Annotated in this window: 13 protein-coding genes and 1 tRNA gene; 11 read left to right on the plus strand and 3 right to left on the minus strand. The window is 71.5% G+C overall.

Going from position 1 to position 15,153, the window contains the following annotated elements:
• The 3 genes from AB0I21_RS37400 to AB0I21_RS37410 form a co-directional block, all read left to right on the plus strand.
• A partial coding sequence (locus AB0I21_RS37400; RefSeq protein WP_360568393.1) for a phospholipid carrier-dependent glycosyltransferase occupies positions 1 to 1,134 on the plus strand: 1,134 nt, incomplete at its 5' end.
• Positions 1,135 to 1,289: 155 nt separating this feature from the next.
• Positions 1,290 to 2,417 (plus strand): PP2C family protein-serine/threonine phosphatase, encoded by a 1,128-nt coding sequence (locus AB0I21_RS37405; RefSeq protein ID WP_360568395.1) that lies wholly within the window; start codon positions 1,290 to 1,292, stop codon positions 2,415 to 2,417.
• A 75-nt stretch (positions 2,418 to 2,492) separates the two neighbouring features.
• A complete protein-coding gene (locus AB0I21_RS37410) occupies positions 2,493 to 2,933 on the plus strand; it encodes a MarR family transcriptional regulator (RefSeq protein WP_344503876.1) in 441 nt (146 codons plus the stop codon).
• A gap of 1,146 nt (positions 2,934 to 4,079) precedes the next feature.
• Here the strand turns inward: AB0I21_RS37410 and AB0I21_RS37415 are convergent.
• Positions 4,080 to 5,273 (minus strand): hypothetical protein, encoded by a 1,194-nt coding sequence (locus tag AB0I21_RS37415; protein ID WP_360568397.1) that lies wholly within the window; start codon positions 5,271 to 5,273, stop codon positions 4,080 to 4,082.
• Positions 5,274 to 5,486: 213 nt separating this feature from the next.
• Between AB0I21_RS37415 and AB0I21_RS37420 the strand changes: the two genes are divergently transcribed.
• From AB0I21_RS37420 to AB0I21_RS37440, 5 genes are all read left to right on the plus strand, one after another.
• Entirely contained in the window at positions 5,487 to 6,278 is a 792-nt protein-coding gene (locus AB0I21_RS37420) for a TatD family hydrolase (protein WP_360568399.1), read from the plus strand.
• Entirely contained in the window at positions 6,275 to 7,171 is an 897-nt protein-coding gene (gene rsmA, locus AB0I21_RS37425) for a 16S rRNA (adenine(1518)-N(6)/adenine(1519)-N(6))-dimethyltransferase RsmA (RefSeq protein ID WP_360568494.1), read from the plus strand. Before AB0I21_RS37420 ends, rsmA begins: the two co-directional genes overlap by 4 nt.
• Before the next feature lie 64 nt (positions 7,172 to 7,235).
• Positions 7,236 to 8,135 (plus strand): 4-(cytidine 5'-diphospho)-2-C-methyl-D-erythritol kinase, encoded by a 900-nt coding sequence (locus AB0I21_RS37430; protein ID WP_360568495.1) that lies wholly within the window; start codon positions 7,236 to 7,238, stop codon positions 8,133 to 8,135.
• Positions 8,136 to 9,944 (plus strand): ABC-F family ATP-binding cassette domain-containing protein, encoded by a 1,809-nt coding sequence (locus AB0I21_RS37435; RefSeq protein ID WP_360568401.1) that lies wholly within the window; start codon positions 8,136 to 8,138, stop codon positions 9,942 to 9,944.
• A gap of 20 nt (positions 9,945 to 9,964) precedes the next feature.
• Positions 9,965 to 10,435 (plus strand): DUF4383 domain-containing protein, encoded by a 471-nt coding sequence (locus tag AB0I21_RS37440; RefSeq protein WP_360568403.1) that lies wholly within the window; start codon positions 9,965 to 9,967, stop codon positions 10,433 to 10,435.
• A 52-nt stretch (positions 10,436 to 10,487) separates the two neighbouring features.
• On the opposite strand, the gene AB0I21_RS37445 is transcribed toward AB0I21_RS37440, so the two are convergent.
• Complete coding sequence (locus AB0I21_RS37445) at positions 10,488 to 11,090, minus strand: TetR/AcrR family transcriptional regulator (protein WP_344504024.1); 603 nt, start codon at positions 11,088 to 11,090, stop codon at positions 10,488 to 10,490.
• An 88-nt stretch (positions 11,091 to 11,178) separates the two neighbouring features.
• The gene (locus AB0I21_RS37450) at positions 11,179 to 12,141 is read right to left on the minus strand and encodes an acyl-CoA desaturase (RefSeq protein WP_360568405.1); all 963 of its coding nucleotides are present in this window, start codon (positions 12,139 to 12,141) and stop codon (positions 11,179 to 11,181) included.
• 207 nt (positions 12,142 to 12,348) lie between these two features.
• On the opposite strand from AB0I21_RS37450, the gene AB0I21_RS37455 reads away from it, so the two are divergent.
• The 3 genes from AB0I21_RS37455 to AB0I21_RS37465 all read left to right on the plus strand — a co-directional run bounded on the left by AB0I21_RS37455 (position 12,349) and on the right by AB0I21_RS37465 (position 14,953).
• Positions 12,349 to 12,423, plus strand: a tRNA-Gln gene (locus tag AB0I21_RS37455).
• Between the two features lie 44 nt (positions 12,424 to 12,467).
• Positions 12,468 to 13,937 (plus strand): bifunctional UDP-N-acetylglucosamine diphosphorylase/glucosamine-1-phosphate N-acetyltransferase GlmU, encoded by a 1,470-nt coding sequence (glmU, locus tag AB0I21_RS37460; protein WP_360568407.1) that lies wholly within the window; start codon positions 12,468 to 12,470, stop codon positions 13,935 to 13,937.
• Positions 13,938 to 13,972: 35 nt separating this feature from the next.
• Positions 13,973 to 14,953, plus strand: coding sequence for a ribose-phosphate diphosphokinase (locus AB0I21_RS37465; protein WP_344503867.1), 981 nt, complete (start codon positions 13,973 to 13,975; stop codon positions 14,951 to 14,953).
• Positions 14,954 to 15,153: the final 200 nt, after the last annotated feature.

The following is a 15,153-nucleotide window of genomic DNA, read 5'->3' on the forward strand; positions in this document are numbered from 1 at the left end:
CGCTCCACGATCCTCGCCGCCACCGCCGGCCTGCTGATGTCCCTGGACGGCATGCACTTCGTCCTCTCGCGGGCCGCGCTGCTGGACATCTTCCTAATGTTCTGGATCGTGGTCGCCTTCTACTTCCTGGTCCTGGACCGCGAGCAGCGGCGCGCGAGGTGGCTGGCGGCGCTGGAGCGCGGCGTCGACCCGAGCCGCCCCGGCCCGGCCAACCGGCCTCGCCTCGGCGTCCCCTGGTACCGGCTGGCCAGCGCCGTCTCGCTGGGCCTCGCGTGCGGCGTCAAGTGGAGCGCGCTGTGGTATGTGCTGCTCTTCGTCGCGCTGACCCTGATCTTCGACATCAGCGCCCGCCGCGCGGCCGGGTCGCGGCACAGCGTCCGGGACGGCATCCTCGACGACGGCCGCTGGATGGTCGTCATGGTGGGTCTCGCGCTGGTGACGTACCTCGCGACCTGGACCGGCTGGTTCCTGTCCGACGACGGCTACTTCCGGCACTGGTACGCGCAGGCGAACGGCCGTCCGAGCGACCGGCCGATCATCGACCCGCTGCTCAACCTGTGGCATTACCACCATGAGGCGTACAAGTTCCACACCGGGCTGAGCTCGAAGCACCAGTACCAGTCGTGGCCGTGGATGTGGCTGCTGCTCGGCCGCCCCGTGGCGTTCTACTGGAACACCGACGGGCCGTGCGACGCGAGCAGCTGCGCGTCGGAGATCCTGCTCCTCGGCACGCCCGTGCTGTGGTGGTCGTTCCTGCCGGCGCTGCTGGCGCTCGGCTGGCTGGCGATCGCCCGCCGCGACGGCCGGGCCTGGCTGATCATGGTCTGCGCCCTGGCCGGCATCGTGCCGTGGTTCCAGTCGATGCCCGAGCACCGCACGATGTTCTACTTCTACGCGCTGCCCGCCGAGCCCTTCCTGGTCCTCGCCGTGGTGTACGTCCTGGGCGCCATCATCGGACCCCCGCGGCACGTCAAGCCCGCCAGCGACCACCGGCTGATCGGTTCGATCGTCGCAGGTGCGTATGTGCTGCTCGTAGCGGCATGTTTCGCCTATTTCTATCCGATCTATAGTGGAATGGACATTACGTACACTGAATGGTTCTCCCGGATGTGGCTCGGCTCCCGCTGGGTGTAACTCCGACGGGAGCCTGGGTATCACCTGACTCGACGGACTGCCTTATATTATTTGCCGCACGGCAAGCAAAGGCTTCGGTCGCGATGGTGAAGGGTCACATGTCCGGCGTTGGCTCCATCGAGAAGGCTTTGCGCACTGCCCCACCGGATCGGTTGGTGGAGGTGCTCGACGCCCACCTGAGTGCGTCACACGGGACGAAGAGCAGCACCGTGTGGCTCGCCGACTACCGCTCGACCTCGCTGTCCCCCAGCGGCGTCGAGCCTGACGGCGTTGACGACCTGCTGGCGTCGGCCACCAGAGCGTTCGCCAGCCAGACGGTCGTCGTGGACGCCCGCGAGGGGCAGTCGCTGGCCCGGCTGCACCTGCCGATCACGGCGTGGGGCGAGCGCGTCGGCGTGCTCAGCGTGGTGCTGGACGCCGACCGGACGCAGCAGGCGCGGGAGGGGCTGCGCGAGCTGGCCGGCACCTTCGCCGTGGCGTTGCAGGCGGTGTACCGGCGGACCGACCGCTACCACATGGACCGCCGCCGCAACGGCAGGCTGACGATGGCCGCCGAGATGCAGTGGGACCTCCTGCCCGCCCGGGGCTACGACCAGCCCGGCGTGAAGCTCGCCGGGCAGCTGGAGCCGGCGTACGCCGTCGGCGGCGACCACTTCGACTGGTCCATCAACGGCGACTGGCTCACCGTCACCGCCCTCAACGGGATGGGCACCGGCCTGGACGCCGCGCTGCTCACCACCCTCGCCGTCAACGCGATGCGCAACGCCCGGCGGTCCATCCCCACCGGCCTCAGCGCCCCCGGCGACCTCGCCGACCAGGCCGTCCTCGCCGCCGACGCGATCTATTCGCAGTACGGCGGCACCCGCCACGTGGCGACCCTCCTGCTGTCGCTCAACCTCGCCACCGGCGACCTGCGCATCATCGACGCCGGCTCGCCCCGCATGCTTCTGGTCCGCGGCGGCCAGGTCCGCGACATGGTCCTCGACCCGCAGCTGCCGCTCGGCATGTTCGGCGACACCAGATACGTCGAGGAGCAGGAGCGTCTCCAGCCCGGTGACCGCGTCTTCATCGTGAGTGACGGGGTGCACTCGGCCACCCGGCCGAACGAAGCCGCGTACGGTGAGCGGGAGTTGAGCCGTGCCATACGATCGACCCGGTTGCAACCACCGGCCGAGGCGATCAGCAGCGTCATGCGGAGCCTGCGTGACTATCATGCAGGCGCAGAGCTCGCCGACGATGCGCTGATCGTCTGCCTCGACTGGTCGCCCAGAGCCGACCCGTGATCCCCGCGAACCCCGGAGGACGACGTGCGGACCCGACCCTCACCGCACCCGGCTGGCAGTGACGACGCGGCCTCGATGGCCGCTGCCCTGGTCGACGCCGCGGGCCAGGCACTGGTGCTCGCCACCAGCGCCGCCAACGACAACTCCGGCGTGTCCGCCGCCCAGCTCCGCGTCCTGGGCGTCGTCGACCAGGCCGGCTCGATCAACCTGACCCAGCTGGCGATCGCGCTGCACACCGCCCCGTCGTCCGCCAGCCGCCTCTGCGACCGCCTCGAGGCCGCCGACCTGCTGCGCCGCACCAACGACGACCGCGACCGGCGCGAGGTCTGGCTGGTGCTCACGCCCACCGCCCGCCGCCTGCTCGACGGCCTGGGCCGCCAGCGCCAGGAGACGATCGCCGCCGTCCTGCGCCGCATGTCCCCGGACGACCGCGCCGCCCTGGTCCAGGGCCTCCAGTCCTTCTCCCACGCCGCCGGCACCCCCGTAGCCGACTCCTCCAAGGCCCAGGCCAGCTAGCGCTGCAATTCCCCCACCGCCGCCGCGCCGCCCCCGGCGGGGATGCTGTGCTTCCACCCCACCGCCGCCGCCGCGCCGCCCCCGGCGGGGATGCTCACCCGCACCCCGATGCGCCGCTCCGCGCCGCACTGCCCGCGCCGAGACGCGAGCCAAGCCAAGCGGCGCACGCGCGCCGCATCCGGTGGGGCCGGCCGACGCGAGTGCCCGGCTTGATCCAAGGACAGATCTGGCCGCCCGCACAGCCACGGTTGTCCTTGGATCACGTTGAGCTTCCCCCGCGACGGCACTGCCGCCCGGCCCGGGCGCTGGCACTGCGTCCGCCGCCGTGATCCATGGACGGATCTGGCCGTCCGCGCGGCCAGGGTTGTCCTTGGATCACACGGTCGGCCCCGCGACGGCGCTGTCGCCTGGTCTGGGTGCTGGTGCTGTGTCCGCCGCTGTGATCCATGGACGGATCTGGCGGTGTCCGCGGCCGGGGTTGTCCTTGGATCACATGGTCAAGGTCGGCGTCGGTGCGGGCGGGCGGGTGTCGAGGTGGGCCTGTGTGCGTGCGCGGCGTCTGGGGGCTGGTTGTCGCGGGTGCGTGGCTTGATCCAAGGACGGATCTGGCCGTCCGCGCGGCCAGGGTTGTCCTTGGATCATGTGGTCGGGTCCGGCGACGGGGTTGTTGCCTGGTCCGGGTGCGGTGGTGCGTCCGGCGCTGTGGCCCAGGGGTGGATCTGGCCGTGTGGGCGGCCACTGCTCGCCCGCGCCGCCACAGACGTTGATCAATGCCCGACTATGCGGTTTTTGTCCATAGATGTTGTGCGATCTGCCCGCGATTCAGAGATCGAACTGTGGATGGATCGCGCAGCGTCTATCGGGAGGAGGGGCGTGTGCGGGTATTGATCAACGCATGTTCGCTGGGGGTGGGCTGGGGGTGACGGGTTCGTGATCCGGAAGGGTTTGTGCAGCCCAGGGGTGCAGGCTTCCGGAGCATGGGGAGCCCGGGCACTGCGGCGGGCGGCCACCGGATGCGGCGCGCACGCGCCGCTTGGTCTGCCTCGCGCCATGGCGCGGGCAGTGCGTCGCGGAGCGGCGCATTGGGGCTGCGGGTGAGAATCCCCGCCGGGCCCCGCCGCGGCAGCGGTGGGGGGAATTACAGCGTCACAGGTCGAACCAGTGGTCTTCCTCGCGGGCGTCGGTGACCTCGGCGCCGGGGGCCCAGGCCTCGTAGAGGCCGCGCTCCACGCAGTGGGCGCCCAGGCGGGCCACCGCGTCGCCGTCGGGGCGGCTCAGGCGCAGGCGCAGCCAGTCGCCCTCCTCGCGGATGACGGTGCAGGGCGCGTCGCGCCAGGTGGCGGAGGGGACGCGGCGGGCCAGGGCGTCCAGCGGGTAGCGGGCGGCGCGGGTCTTCGCCGCGATCCGGAACTCGCCCGGCGGGTCGACGATCGCCTCGTAGACGTTGTCGCGGTAGCGGCCGACGTACCGGCTCAGGGGAGTGGTGGTCGGGAAGTACTCCTGGTCGGCGGCGATCGTGTCCGGCAGGAGGTGGCGCCACTGCGGGCCGTGCATGCGGCTCCACGCGCGCTGCTCCGGTAAGTACGTGTAGAGCGTCACCTCGGTGCCGTCGCTGGTGTAGGCGACCAGGGACGTGTTCGCCGGGACGGGGAGCTCGGCCAGGTCGCGGGTCACGAACTCGGGCACGATGTGCCGGCCGCTCGGGCTGAAGCCGGTGCCGATGACAGGGGAGCCGAGGCGGTCGTGCGGGGGCATCGAGACCAGGCCGCCGTACGAGTCGGCGAAAGGCACGTCGTAGTCCCACGGGTCCACGGCCCGCCAGCGGATCGCGAAGACGACGTCTTCGGGGGAGGAGGACGAGCTGAGGATCGCCAGGTCCTGCGGGGTGCGCAGGTGGGCGACGTCGAAGGCGCGGTAGCAGAAGCCGCTGATCGGCCAGCCGCGCAGGTGGCCACCGAGCTGCCGGCCGGTCAGGAATTTGATCATGCGGGTGCCGCGGCGGACCGTGGCCGTGCGGCGGATCGGGGCGATCCACTCGGCGGCGGACGGGGTCTGCGTGAGCTTGTGCAGGCCGGTCCAGTCCAGCGTGCGGGTGACGGGCATCAGCAGCGGCTCGTCCTCGTACACGGACAGGCCGCCGGCGACGACCTCCGTGACGTGCACGAAGCGGCGGAACGGCCAGCGGGCGCCCGGCCGCGGGTTGGGCAGGAAGCCGGGAGCGGGCTGCGTCGCGTACACCTCGAACGCCGCGCCCTGCGCGATCTCCTCGGCGGGGTAGGTGGTCCCGTCGAGCGTCACGCTGTGGGTCGCGGACCCTGCTGTATGCCCGATGACTGTCACCTTCGCGACGCTAGGACCGCCTGGTGAACGAATCGTGAACGCGGAACCGGAGGTGGCATGCTTATGGCCGATGAGTGAGCGAAGCGAGCGAATGATGTTGCAGCGTCTCGTGCCTCGCGGTGCCGGTGAGCGAAGCGAGCCGGCGCCGTGAGTGGGAGAAGACACAGCCGGCAGGGGGAGTTTCCCCCTGCGCCGGAAGCATTGCCGGTCGCGGTGCTAGACAGCCACACCCACATCGACATCACCCTGGAGGGTGACGGACAAAACGGGCCGTCGACGGTCGCGGAGGCGCTGGACCGGGCGAAAGCCGCCGGGGTCGACCGCCTCGTGCAGGTCGGCGTCGACGTGGAGTCGTCGCGGTGGGGTGTACAGGTGGCCGAGGAGCACCCGGACGTCGTGGCGACCGTCGCGCTGCACCCGAACGACGCACCGCGGCAGGCCGACCTGGACGGCGCGCTGCGGGAGATCGAGCGGCTCGCCGCCCACCCGCGGGTCCGCGGGATCGGCGAGACCGGGCTGGACTACTTCCGCACCGGCGACGACGGCCGCAAGGCCCAGCACGAGAGCTTCCGGGCGCACATCAGCATCGCAAAGCGGCACGGCAAGACCCTCGTCATCCACGACCGCGACGCGCACGACGACATCCTGCGGGTCCTCGACGAGGAGGGCTCGCCCGACCAGGTCGTCCTGCACTGCTACTCCGGCGACGAGGCGTTCGCGCGGGAGTGCCTCGACCGGGGGTACCTGCTGAGCTTCGCCGGCACGCTCACCTTCGGCAACGCGAAGGACCTGCGCGCCGCGGCCGCGATCACGCCGCTGGACGGGCTGCTGGTGGAGACCGACGCGCCGTTCCTGACCCCGGTGCCGTTCCGCGGCCGGCCCAACGCCAGCTACCTGATCCCGCTGACCGTCCGGGCCCTGGCCGAGGTGGCCGGGCACGACCTGGACACGCTGTGCGCCGCGATCTCGGCAAACGGCACCCGAGCGTTCGGCGAATGGCGATGACGCTGCTCGGCCCGGCGGAGATCCGGGAGCTGGCCGCGGAGCTGGGCGTGCGGCCCACCAAGCAGCTCGGGCAGAACTTCGTCCACGACCCCAACACCGTCCGGCGGATCGTGCGCGCCGCCGAGCTGAGTGCCGACGACGTCGCGCTGGAGGTCGGTCCGGGCCTGGGCTCGCTGACCCTGGGGCTGCTGGAGGTGGCGGACAAGGTCTGCGCGGTGGAGATCGACCCTGTGCTCGCGAAGGCGCTTCCGGCCACCGTACAGCGGTTCGCTCCCGAGCAGGCCGGGCGGCTGCACGTGATCGAGGGCGACGCGCTGCGGGTCGACGTCGACCAGAAGCCGACCGCGCTGGTGGCGAACCTGCCGTACAACGTCGCCGTGCCCGTCGTGCTGCACCTGCTGGCCACGCTGCCGTCGCTGCGCAAGGGCCTGGTCATGGTGCAGAAGGAGGTCGCCGACCGGCTCGTCGCGGGTCCGGGCAGCCGCGTCTACGGCGTCCCGAGCGTGAAGCTCGCCTGGTACGCGACGGCGAAGCAGGCCGGCAAGGTGCCGCCGAGCGTCTTCTGGCCGGTGCCCAACGTCGACTCGGGTCTCGTCGCGTTCACCCGGCGGGAAACACCGCTCGAGGAAACCGCCGGCGCGGACGCCGGCAACGCGGACGCCGGCAACGCGGACGCCGGCAGGAAGGCGACCTTCGCGGTCGTGGACGCCGCCTTCGCGCAGCGCCGCAAGACGCTGCGGGCCGCCCTGGCGGGCTGGGCCGGCGGGCCGGATGCCGCCGAGCGGATCCTGCGGGCCGCCGGCGTCGACCCCGGCGCGCGGGGAGAGCAGCTCACGGTGCATGACTTCACCCGTATCGCGAGCCAGCGGCAGGCGCAGCCGTCGCACGGGTAGGGTGCACCACGTGACCGAGCCGCTCTTCTCCGAAGACGACGACGAGGAGTTCGACCGGCCGCGCCTGGCCGCGCACGGACCGGTCCGGGTCCGCGTGCCCGCGAAGATCAACCTCCACCTGCACGTCGGTGCCGCGCGTCCGGACGGGTTCCACGAGCTGACCACCGTCTATCACGCGATCGGGCTGTACGACGAGATCACCGCCCGCCGCGGCGACACGCTGACGCTCACCATGGAGGGCGAGGGCACCGGGCAGCTGTCGCTCGGCGAGGACAACCTCGTCATCCGGGCGGCGCGGGCCCTGGCCGCCGAGACGGGCCACGACGCGCACGCCAGGCTGCACCTGAAGAAGCAGATCCCGATCGCCGCGGGCCTGGCCGGCGGCAGCGCCGACGCGGCCGCCGCGCTGGTCGCCTGCGACCAGCTGTGGGGGACCGGGCTGTCCCGCGACGACCTGGCCGGCATCGCCGCGACGCTGGGCTCCGACATCCCGTTCCTGGTCCTGGGCGGCACCGCGCTGGGCACCGGCCGCGGCGAGCTGGTCAGTCCGATCCTGACCGGCGGGCACGCGTGGCACTGGGTGCTCGCCGTCGCCGAGGAGGGCCTGTCGACCCCGACGGTCTACAAGACGTTCGACGAGCTGGGCGCGCAGAGCGAGGCGGGGACGCCTGACGGGTTGCTCGCCGCGCTGCGGCAGAAGGACCCCGACGTGCTCGCCGAGCACCTCGCCAACGACCTGCAGGCCGCCGCGCTGCACCTGCGGCCCGAGCTGCGGGGGGTCCTGGACGCGGGGCTCGACGCCGGCGCCCTGGCCGGGCTCGTGTCCGGCTCCGGCCCGACCGTGGTCTTCCTGGCCGAGGACGCCCGGCACGCCGCGCTGCTCGCGGCCGACCTGGAGGCCGCCAACTGCTGCCGCGCGGTGCGTACCGCCGTCGGTCCCGTGCCCGGAGCGAGAGTGCTGTAGATGGCCAACATCATCAACCTGGACAAGGTCGGCAAGACGTACCCGGCGGGGCGGATCTTCGACGAGGTGTCCCTCGGCGTCGACGACGCCGACCGCATCGGTGTCGTCGGGCTCAACGGGGCCGGCAAGACGACCCTGCTGCGGATGCTGACCAAGGCGGAGGAGCCCGACGAGGGCCGCGTCACACACCGGCGCGACCTTCGGGTGTCGGCGCTGCCGCAGAACCTCGACCTGCCGCCGACCGCCACGGTCCGCGACGTCATCATCGGCACCGCCTGGCTGCCCGCCGCGTTCGCCGCGGAGCACGAGTGGGCCGGCGACGCCGGCGTCCGCACCGTCCTCAACGGGCTCGGCATGCCGCACCTCGGCCTGGACGCGCCCGTCGGGCCGATGTCCGGCGGCGAGCGGCGCCGCATCGCGATCGCCGCGCTGCTGGTGCGCCCCGCCGACCTGCTGATCCTCGACGAGCCCACCAACCACCTCGACGTCGCCGGCATCGCCTGGCTGGCGCGGCACCTGCTGCAGCGCCGCGGCGCGCTCATGGTCGTCACCCACGACCGGTGGTTCCTCGACGCGGTCTGCACGACCACGTGGGAGGTCGCCGACGCGACGGTCCGCGCCTACGAGGGCGGCTACGCGGCCTGGACCCTGGCCCGGGCGGAGCGGCTGCGGGTCGCCGCCGAGGCCGAGTCCCGCCGGCAGAACCTGCTCCGCAAGGAGATCGCCTGGCTGCGGCGCGGCCCGCCGGCCCGCACCAGCAAGCCGAAGTTCCGCATCGACGCGGCCAACGCGCTCATCGCCGACGTGCCGCCCGCCCGCGACACGGTGTCGTTGCAGCGGCTCGCCGTCACGCGGCTGGGCAAGCAGGTCTACGAACTGTCCAAGGTGGACCTGCGGGCCGGCGAGCGGACCCTGCTGTCCGAGGTGGACTGGCTGGTGGGGCCGGGCGACCGGATCGCGATCCTCGGCGCCAACGGGGCCGGCAAGACGACCCTGTTGCGGGTGCTGGCGGGTGTACGGGACCCCGACGGCGGGCGGCTCCTGCGGGGCAGCACGGTGCGGGCCGCGTTCCTGTCGCAGGAGCTCAAGGAGCTGCCGTCGGGCCTGCGGCTGCTGGAGGCGGTCGAGGAGGTCGCGAAGCGGGTCAAGCTCGGCGACCGGGAGCTGACCGCGGCGCAGCTCGCGGAGGTCTTCGGCTTCAGCGGCGCCCGGGTCTGGACGCCGGTCGCGGACCTGTCCGGCGGTGAGCGGCGGCGCCTGCAGCTGCTGCGCCTGCTCGCCACGGAGCCCAACGTGCTGCTGCTCGACGAGCCCACCAACGACCTCGACATCGACACCCTGGCGGCGCTGGAGGACCTCCTGGACTCGTGGCCGGGCACGATCGTGGTCGCCAGCCACGACCGGTACCTGGTCGAGCGGGTCGCCGACGTCGTCTACGGCATGTTCGGCGACGGGAACCTCGTCCACCTGCCCGGCGGCGTCGACGAGTACCTGGAGCGCATTGCCGGGGCCGAGGAGGGGTTCGGCACTGGCACCGGCACCGCCCCCGCGGCGTCGGCCGGCCGGGAGAAGGCCGCTGACCTGCGGGCGTCGGACAAGGATGCCCGGGCCGCGAAGAAGGAGCTGTCGAAGCTCGAGCGCAGCATGGACCGGCTCACGCAGAAGGAGGAGGCGCTGCACGCCCAGCTGGCGGAGCACGCGACCGACTACGCGAAGATCACCTCGCTGGACGCCGAGCTGCGCGCGGTACAGGAGGAGAAAGCGCTCATCGAGGAGCAATGGCTCGCCCTCGCCGAGATCGCGGGATGACCCGGCCCTAAGATACGGTCATGGCCGCTCACTTTCCGATCAACCACCACCTCCGGCCCCTGTACCGGCTGCTCTGCGTCGTCGCCGGTCTCTACATGCTGGTCTTCGGCGTGGTCGGATTCGTCCAGACGTCGGGCAACCAGTTCACCGGCATGGACGGGGCCGAGTGGGTCCTGGGGCTGCGCACCAACCCCGCCTTCTCGCTGCTGTCGCTGGCCGCGGGGGTCGTCGTCCTCGGCGCGAACCTCGTCGGGCGCAACCTGGCGCACTACGTCAACCAGCTCGCCGGCATCGTGCTGACCGTGGTCGGCATGGCGTCGCTCGCGCTGCTGCAGACCGAGGCCAACATCTTCGCGTTCTCGATGGTCAACGTGATCGTCACGTTCATCCTCGGGGGCATCACCGGCACCGCCAGCCTCTACGACCGGGTCGGCAGCGCCTCGGCGGCCGACGCCGAGGAGCACCTGCGGCACAGCCCCCGCACCGCCTGAGCCACTGACAGCGAAGCGGCGCCCCGGACCCGTCCGGGGCGCCGCTTCCGCGTCATCTGCCCTGGCCGGTGACGAGTGTGGGCTTGCCCTCCATGTTGGACAGCCCGTTCCAGGCCAGGTTGACCAGGTGCGCCGCGACGACCTCCTTGCGCGGCTTGCGCACCTCCAGCCACCAGCGGCCGGTGAGCGCGACCATCCCGACGAGCGCCTGCGAGTACAGCTCGGCGAGCTTCGGGTCGAAGCCGCGGCGCTTGAACTCCGAGCCGAGGATGTGCTCGGCCTGGTGCGCCACGTCGTTGAGGACGCTCATGAAGTTGCCGGTCGGCGACATCACCGGCGACTCGCGGACCAGGACCCGGAAGCCGTCGGTCTCGTGCTCGATGTAGTCGAGCAGGGCGAGGGCCGCCTGCTCGAGCAGCTCGTGCGGGTGGCCGCCGGTCAGCGCGTTGGTGAGCCGGTCCAGCAGGTTGCGGACCTCGCGGTCCACGACCACCGCGTAGAGGCCCTCCTTGCCGCCGAAGTGCTCGTAGACGACGGGTTTTGAGACCTTCGCGCGCGACGCCACCTCCTCGATGGAGGTGGCGTCGAACCCCCGCTCCGCGAACAGCGCCCGCCCGATGGCGATCAGCTGCTCGCGGCGCTGGGCGGCGGACATCCGCACCCGTGACTTCGGCAGGGCCGGCGGCGGTGGCGGGCTCTTGCGCTGGACGTGCGGGGCTTCCTCCGGAAGGTCGGTCACCCGCTCATCGTGCCAGCCGTTTGGCGTCCAGCCTGTCCCGCTTCGGCCAGCGCACGTCCGTGGCCCAGCCGAACTTCTCGAAGAGCCAGATGAGCCGGGCGTTGATGTCGATCTGGCCCTTGTCGACCCCGTGCCGGGCGCAGGTCGGGTCGGCGTGGTGCAGGTTGTGCCAGCTCTCGCCGAAGGACAGGATCGCCAGGGGCCAGAAGTTGCTGGCCTTGTCGCCCTCGCGGGTCTCGAACGGGCGCTCGCCGTAGACGTGACAGATCGAGTTGATCGACCAGGTGACGTGGTGCAGCAGGCCGATCCGCACGATGCCGGCCCAGAAGAACGCCGACAGCGCACCCTGCCACGACCAGGTGACGAGGCCGGCGATGATCGCGGGCAGCGTCGCGGACAGCGCGACGATCACCGGGAAGAGCTTGTCGATGCGGCGGATGTCCTTGTCGGCCAGCAGGTCGGGGGCGAAGCGCTCCCGGTTGGACAGCTCGCGGTGGAACAGCCAGCCCACGTGGGCGTAGAAGAGGCCCTTGAGCAGGCCGCCGAAGGACTCCCCGAAGCGCCACGGCGAGTGCGGGTCACCCTCCCGGTCGGAGAACGCGTGGTGGCGGCGGTGGTCGGCGACCCATTGCGTCGGGCTGCCCTCGATCGCGGTGCTGCCGGCGATGGTCAGTGCGATGCGCAGCCCACGGTTGGCCTTGAAGGCGCCGTGGGTGAGGTACCGGTGGAAGCCCGAGCCGATGCCGAGCCCGCCGATCACGTAGAAGACGGTGCCGAGCGCGACGTCGAGCCAGGTGAGTCCCCATCCCCAGGCGACGGGGACGGCCGCCAGCAGCGCGGCGAACGGCAGGACGACGAATCCCCAGAGGGCGATCAGGATACCGGCACTCTGGCGCCCCTCGGTCAGGGCTTTTGGCCCGCGCTCAGGGGTCTGACCAGGGGCGGGATCGAGCAGTACAGCGGACATGCTACCTCTCAGGGATCGACGCTACGCCTACGTCACCGTAACTTACGGAAGCGTAGGTTCGCCAGATTGGCTCTGTGTCAAGCCGATTACCCGCGGTTTTATGTGATCTTCGTCCGCAAACATCGGCTGACCCGCCGAGAGGGTGAGGGGAACCGGCCTCGATACGAGCCGGATCGACGCGACCGGTAGGCTGCACAGGCAGATCTTTGGGGTGTGGGGTAACGGCAGCCCGCAGGCCTTTGGAGCCTCGCAGTCCAGGTTCGAATCCTGGCACCCCAGCCACCTGACTACGATGAGGCGCACCGACACCGTCGAGGAGCGCGCCCGTGCGAAACGTGATCATCCTGGCCGCCGGCGAGGGAAAGCGGATGAAGTCCGCCCTGCCCAAGGTGCTGCACCCGCTGCTCGGCCGGACCCTGGTGGGCCACGTGCTCGCCGCCGCCGAGGAGGCGATCGGAGGCGCCGCCACCGTGGTCGTCGGCCACGGCGGTGAGCTGGTCCGGGCCCACCTGGAGCAGATCGCGCCGGCCGCCGTGCCGGTCACCCAGATCGAGCAGCGCGGCACCGGACATGCGGTGCGCATCGCGCTGGAGGAGACGCCCGACCTCACCGGCACCGTGGTCGTGCTCAACGGCGACATCCCGCTGCTGCGCGCGGAGACCCTCAGCGCGCTCGTGCACACGCACGAGAGCACCAAGGCCGCCGCGACCGTGCTGACCGCGGAGGTCGACGACCCCACCGGCCTCGGGCGCATCGTGCGCAACCGGGGCGGCGAGTTCGCGGCCATCGTCGAGGAGCGCGACGCCACGCCCGCGCAGCGGGGCATCCGCGAGATCAACTCCGGGGCCTACGTGTTCGACGCGGAGCGGTTGCGCGAGATGCTCGGCAAGCTCTCCACCGACAACGACCAGGGCGAGGAGTACCTCACCGACGTCATCGGCCTGCTCTCCGCGGCCGGGGCGCCGATCGTCGCCCACCGCGCCCCGGACGCCACCGAGACCCTCGGCGCCAACGACCGCGCCGAGCTCGCCGGGCTGCGGGCGCTCATGCGGGACCGGATCAACGACGAGTGGATGCGCTCCGGGGTCGCGATCATCGACCCGGCGACCACGTGGATCGACGTCACCGTCACCCTCGACCGGGACGCGGTCGTCGAGCCCAACACGCACCTGCGGGGCGCGACCTGCATCGGCGAGGGCGCGGTCGTCGGCCCCGACACCTCGCTCATCGACGTGATCGTCGGCGAGGGCGCGACCGTCGTGCGGACCCACGCCCTGTCCTCGGAGATCGGGCCGCAGGCGTCGGTCGGCCCGTTCGCCTATCTGCGCCCCGGCACGCGGCTCGGCCGCAAGTCGAAGGTCGGCACGTTCGTGGAGACCAAGGCCGCCGACATCGGCGACGGCGCCAAGGTGCCGCACCTGTCCTACGTCGGCGACGCCGAGATCGGCGAGGGCACCAACATCGGCGCCGCGACCGTCTTCGTCAACTACGACGGCGTGCAGAAGCGCCGGTCGGTGATCGGGGCGCACGCCCGCACCGGCGCCGACAACATGTTCGTCGCCCCGGTGCACGTCGGCGACGGCGCCTACACCGCCGCCGGCAGCGTGATCGTCAAGGACGTGCCACCCGGCGCGCTGGGCGTCTCCCGGGCCAACCAACGCAACATCGAGGGCTGGGTGGAGCGCAAGCGTGCTGGCACAGCCGCCGCGCAGGCCGCGCGCGACGCCCTCGCACGTGAAGAAAACCACGTCGCGCCCGCCTCGGTGGCCGATGCGGGGCCATCCGACGAACAATGAGCCCAACCACGAGATCGGGAGCGGGCGAAACCCACATGGCCAGCATCAGTTCGGAGAACCGCAAGAACCTCATGCTCTTCTCCGGCCGGGGTTTTCCCGCGCTCGCTGAGGAGATCGGGGCGGTGCTCGGCGTCGAGCCGACGCCGATGGACGCTTACGACTTCGCCAGCGGCGAGATCTTCATCCGCTACCGGGAGTCGGTGCGCGGCTCCGACGCGTTCGTCGTGCAGTCGATGGTCGCCCCGATCAACGACTGGCTCATGGAGAGCCTGATCATGGTGGACGCGCTCAAGCGCGGCTCGACCAAGCGGATCACGGTCGTCCTGCCGTTCTACCCGTACGCGCGGCAGGACAAGAAGCACCGCGGCCGCGAGCCGATCTCCGCCCGGCTCGTCGCCGACCTGCTCAAGACCGCCGGCGCCAACCGGATCCTCACCGTCGACCTGCACACCGCGCAGATCCAGGGCTTCTTCGACGGCCCCGTCGACCACCTCTTCGCGATGAACACCCTCGCCGACCACATCGACGCCAAGTACGCCGGGCGCCCGATCACCGTCGTCGCCCCCGACTCCGGCCGGGTGCGGGTCGCCGAGCGCTGGACCGACCGCCTCGGCGGCTGCCCGCTCGCTTTCATCCACAAGACCCGCGACCCGCTCAAGCCCAACCAGGTGGTCGCCAACCGGGTCGTCGGCGAGGTCGAGGGCCGGGTCTGCCTGATCGTCGACGACATGATCGACACCGGCGGCACCATCGTCAGCGCCGCCGACATCCTCTTCCAGGAGGGAGCCGCCGACGTCATCGTCGCGGCCACCCACGCCGTGCTGTCCGACCCGGCCTGCGAGCGCCTCGACGCCAGCCGGATCAGCGAGGTCGTGGTGACCAACACACTCCCCCTCCCGAACGACAAGAAGGTCGACAAGATCACCCAGCTGTCGATCGCCCCGCTGCTGGCCCGTGCCATCCGTGAGGTGTTCGACGACGGGTCGGTCACGACCCTTTTCGGCGGTCTGTCCTGATCCTCCCCGGGGCTTTCCTGGTCTCTTCCATGGCCCTGCGGCCCGTCCGGTTGACACAGGCGCGTGATCTGCACAACCGGACGGGTGCCGTGTGAGGGTGCCCGGAGGTCTCGGGTAAGCTAGTGCGGTTGCCACGGCGAGGGTGCTCCAAGGGCCGGGCGTGCGTTCCAGCGACCATCGCGGAAGCGGTCTTCGTGGGA

It is taken from the genome of Dactylosporangium sp. NPDC050588 (assembly GCF_040654975.1).
Lineage (GTDB): Bacteria > Actinomycetota > Actinomycetes > Mycobacteriales > Micromonosporaceae > Dactylosporangium > Dactylosporangium maewongense.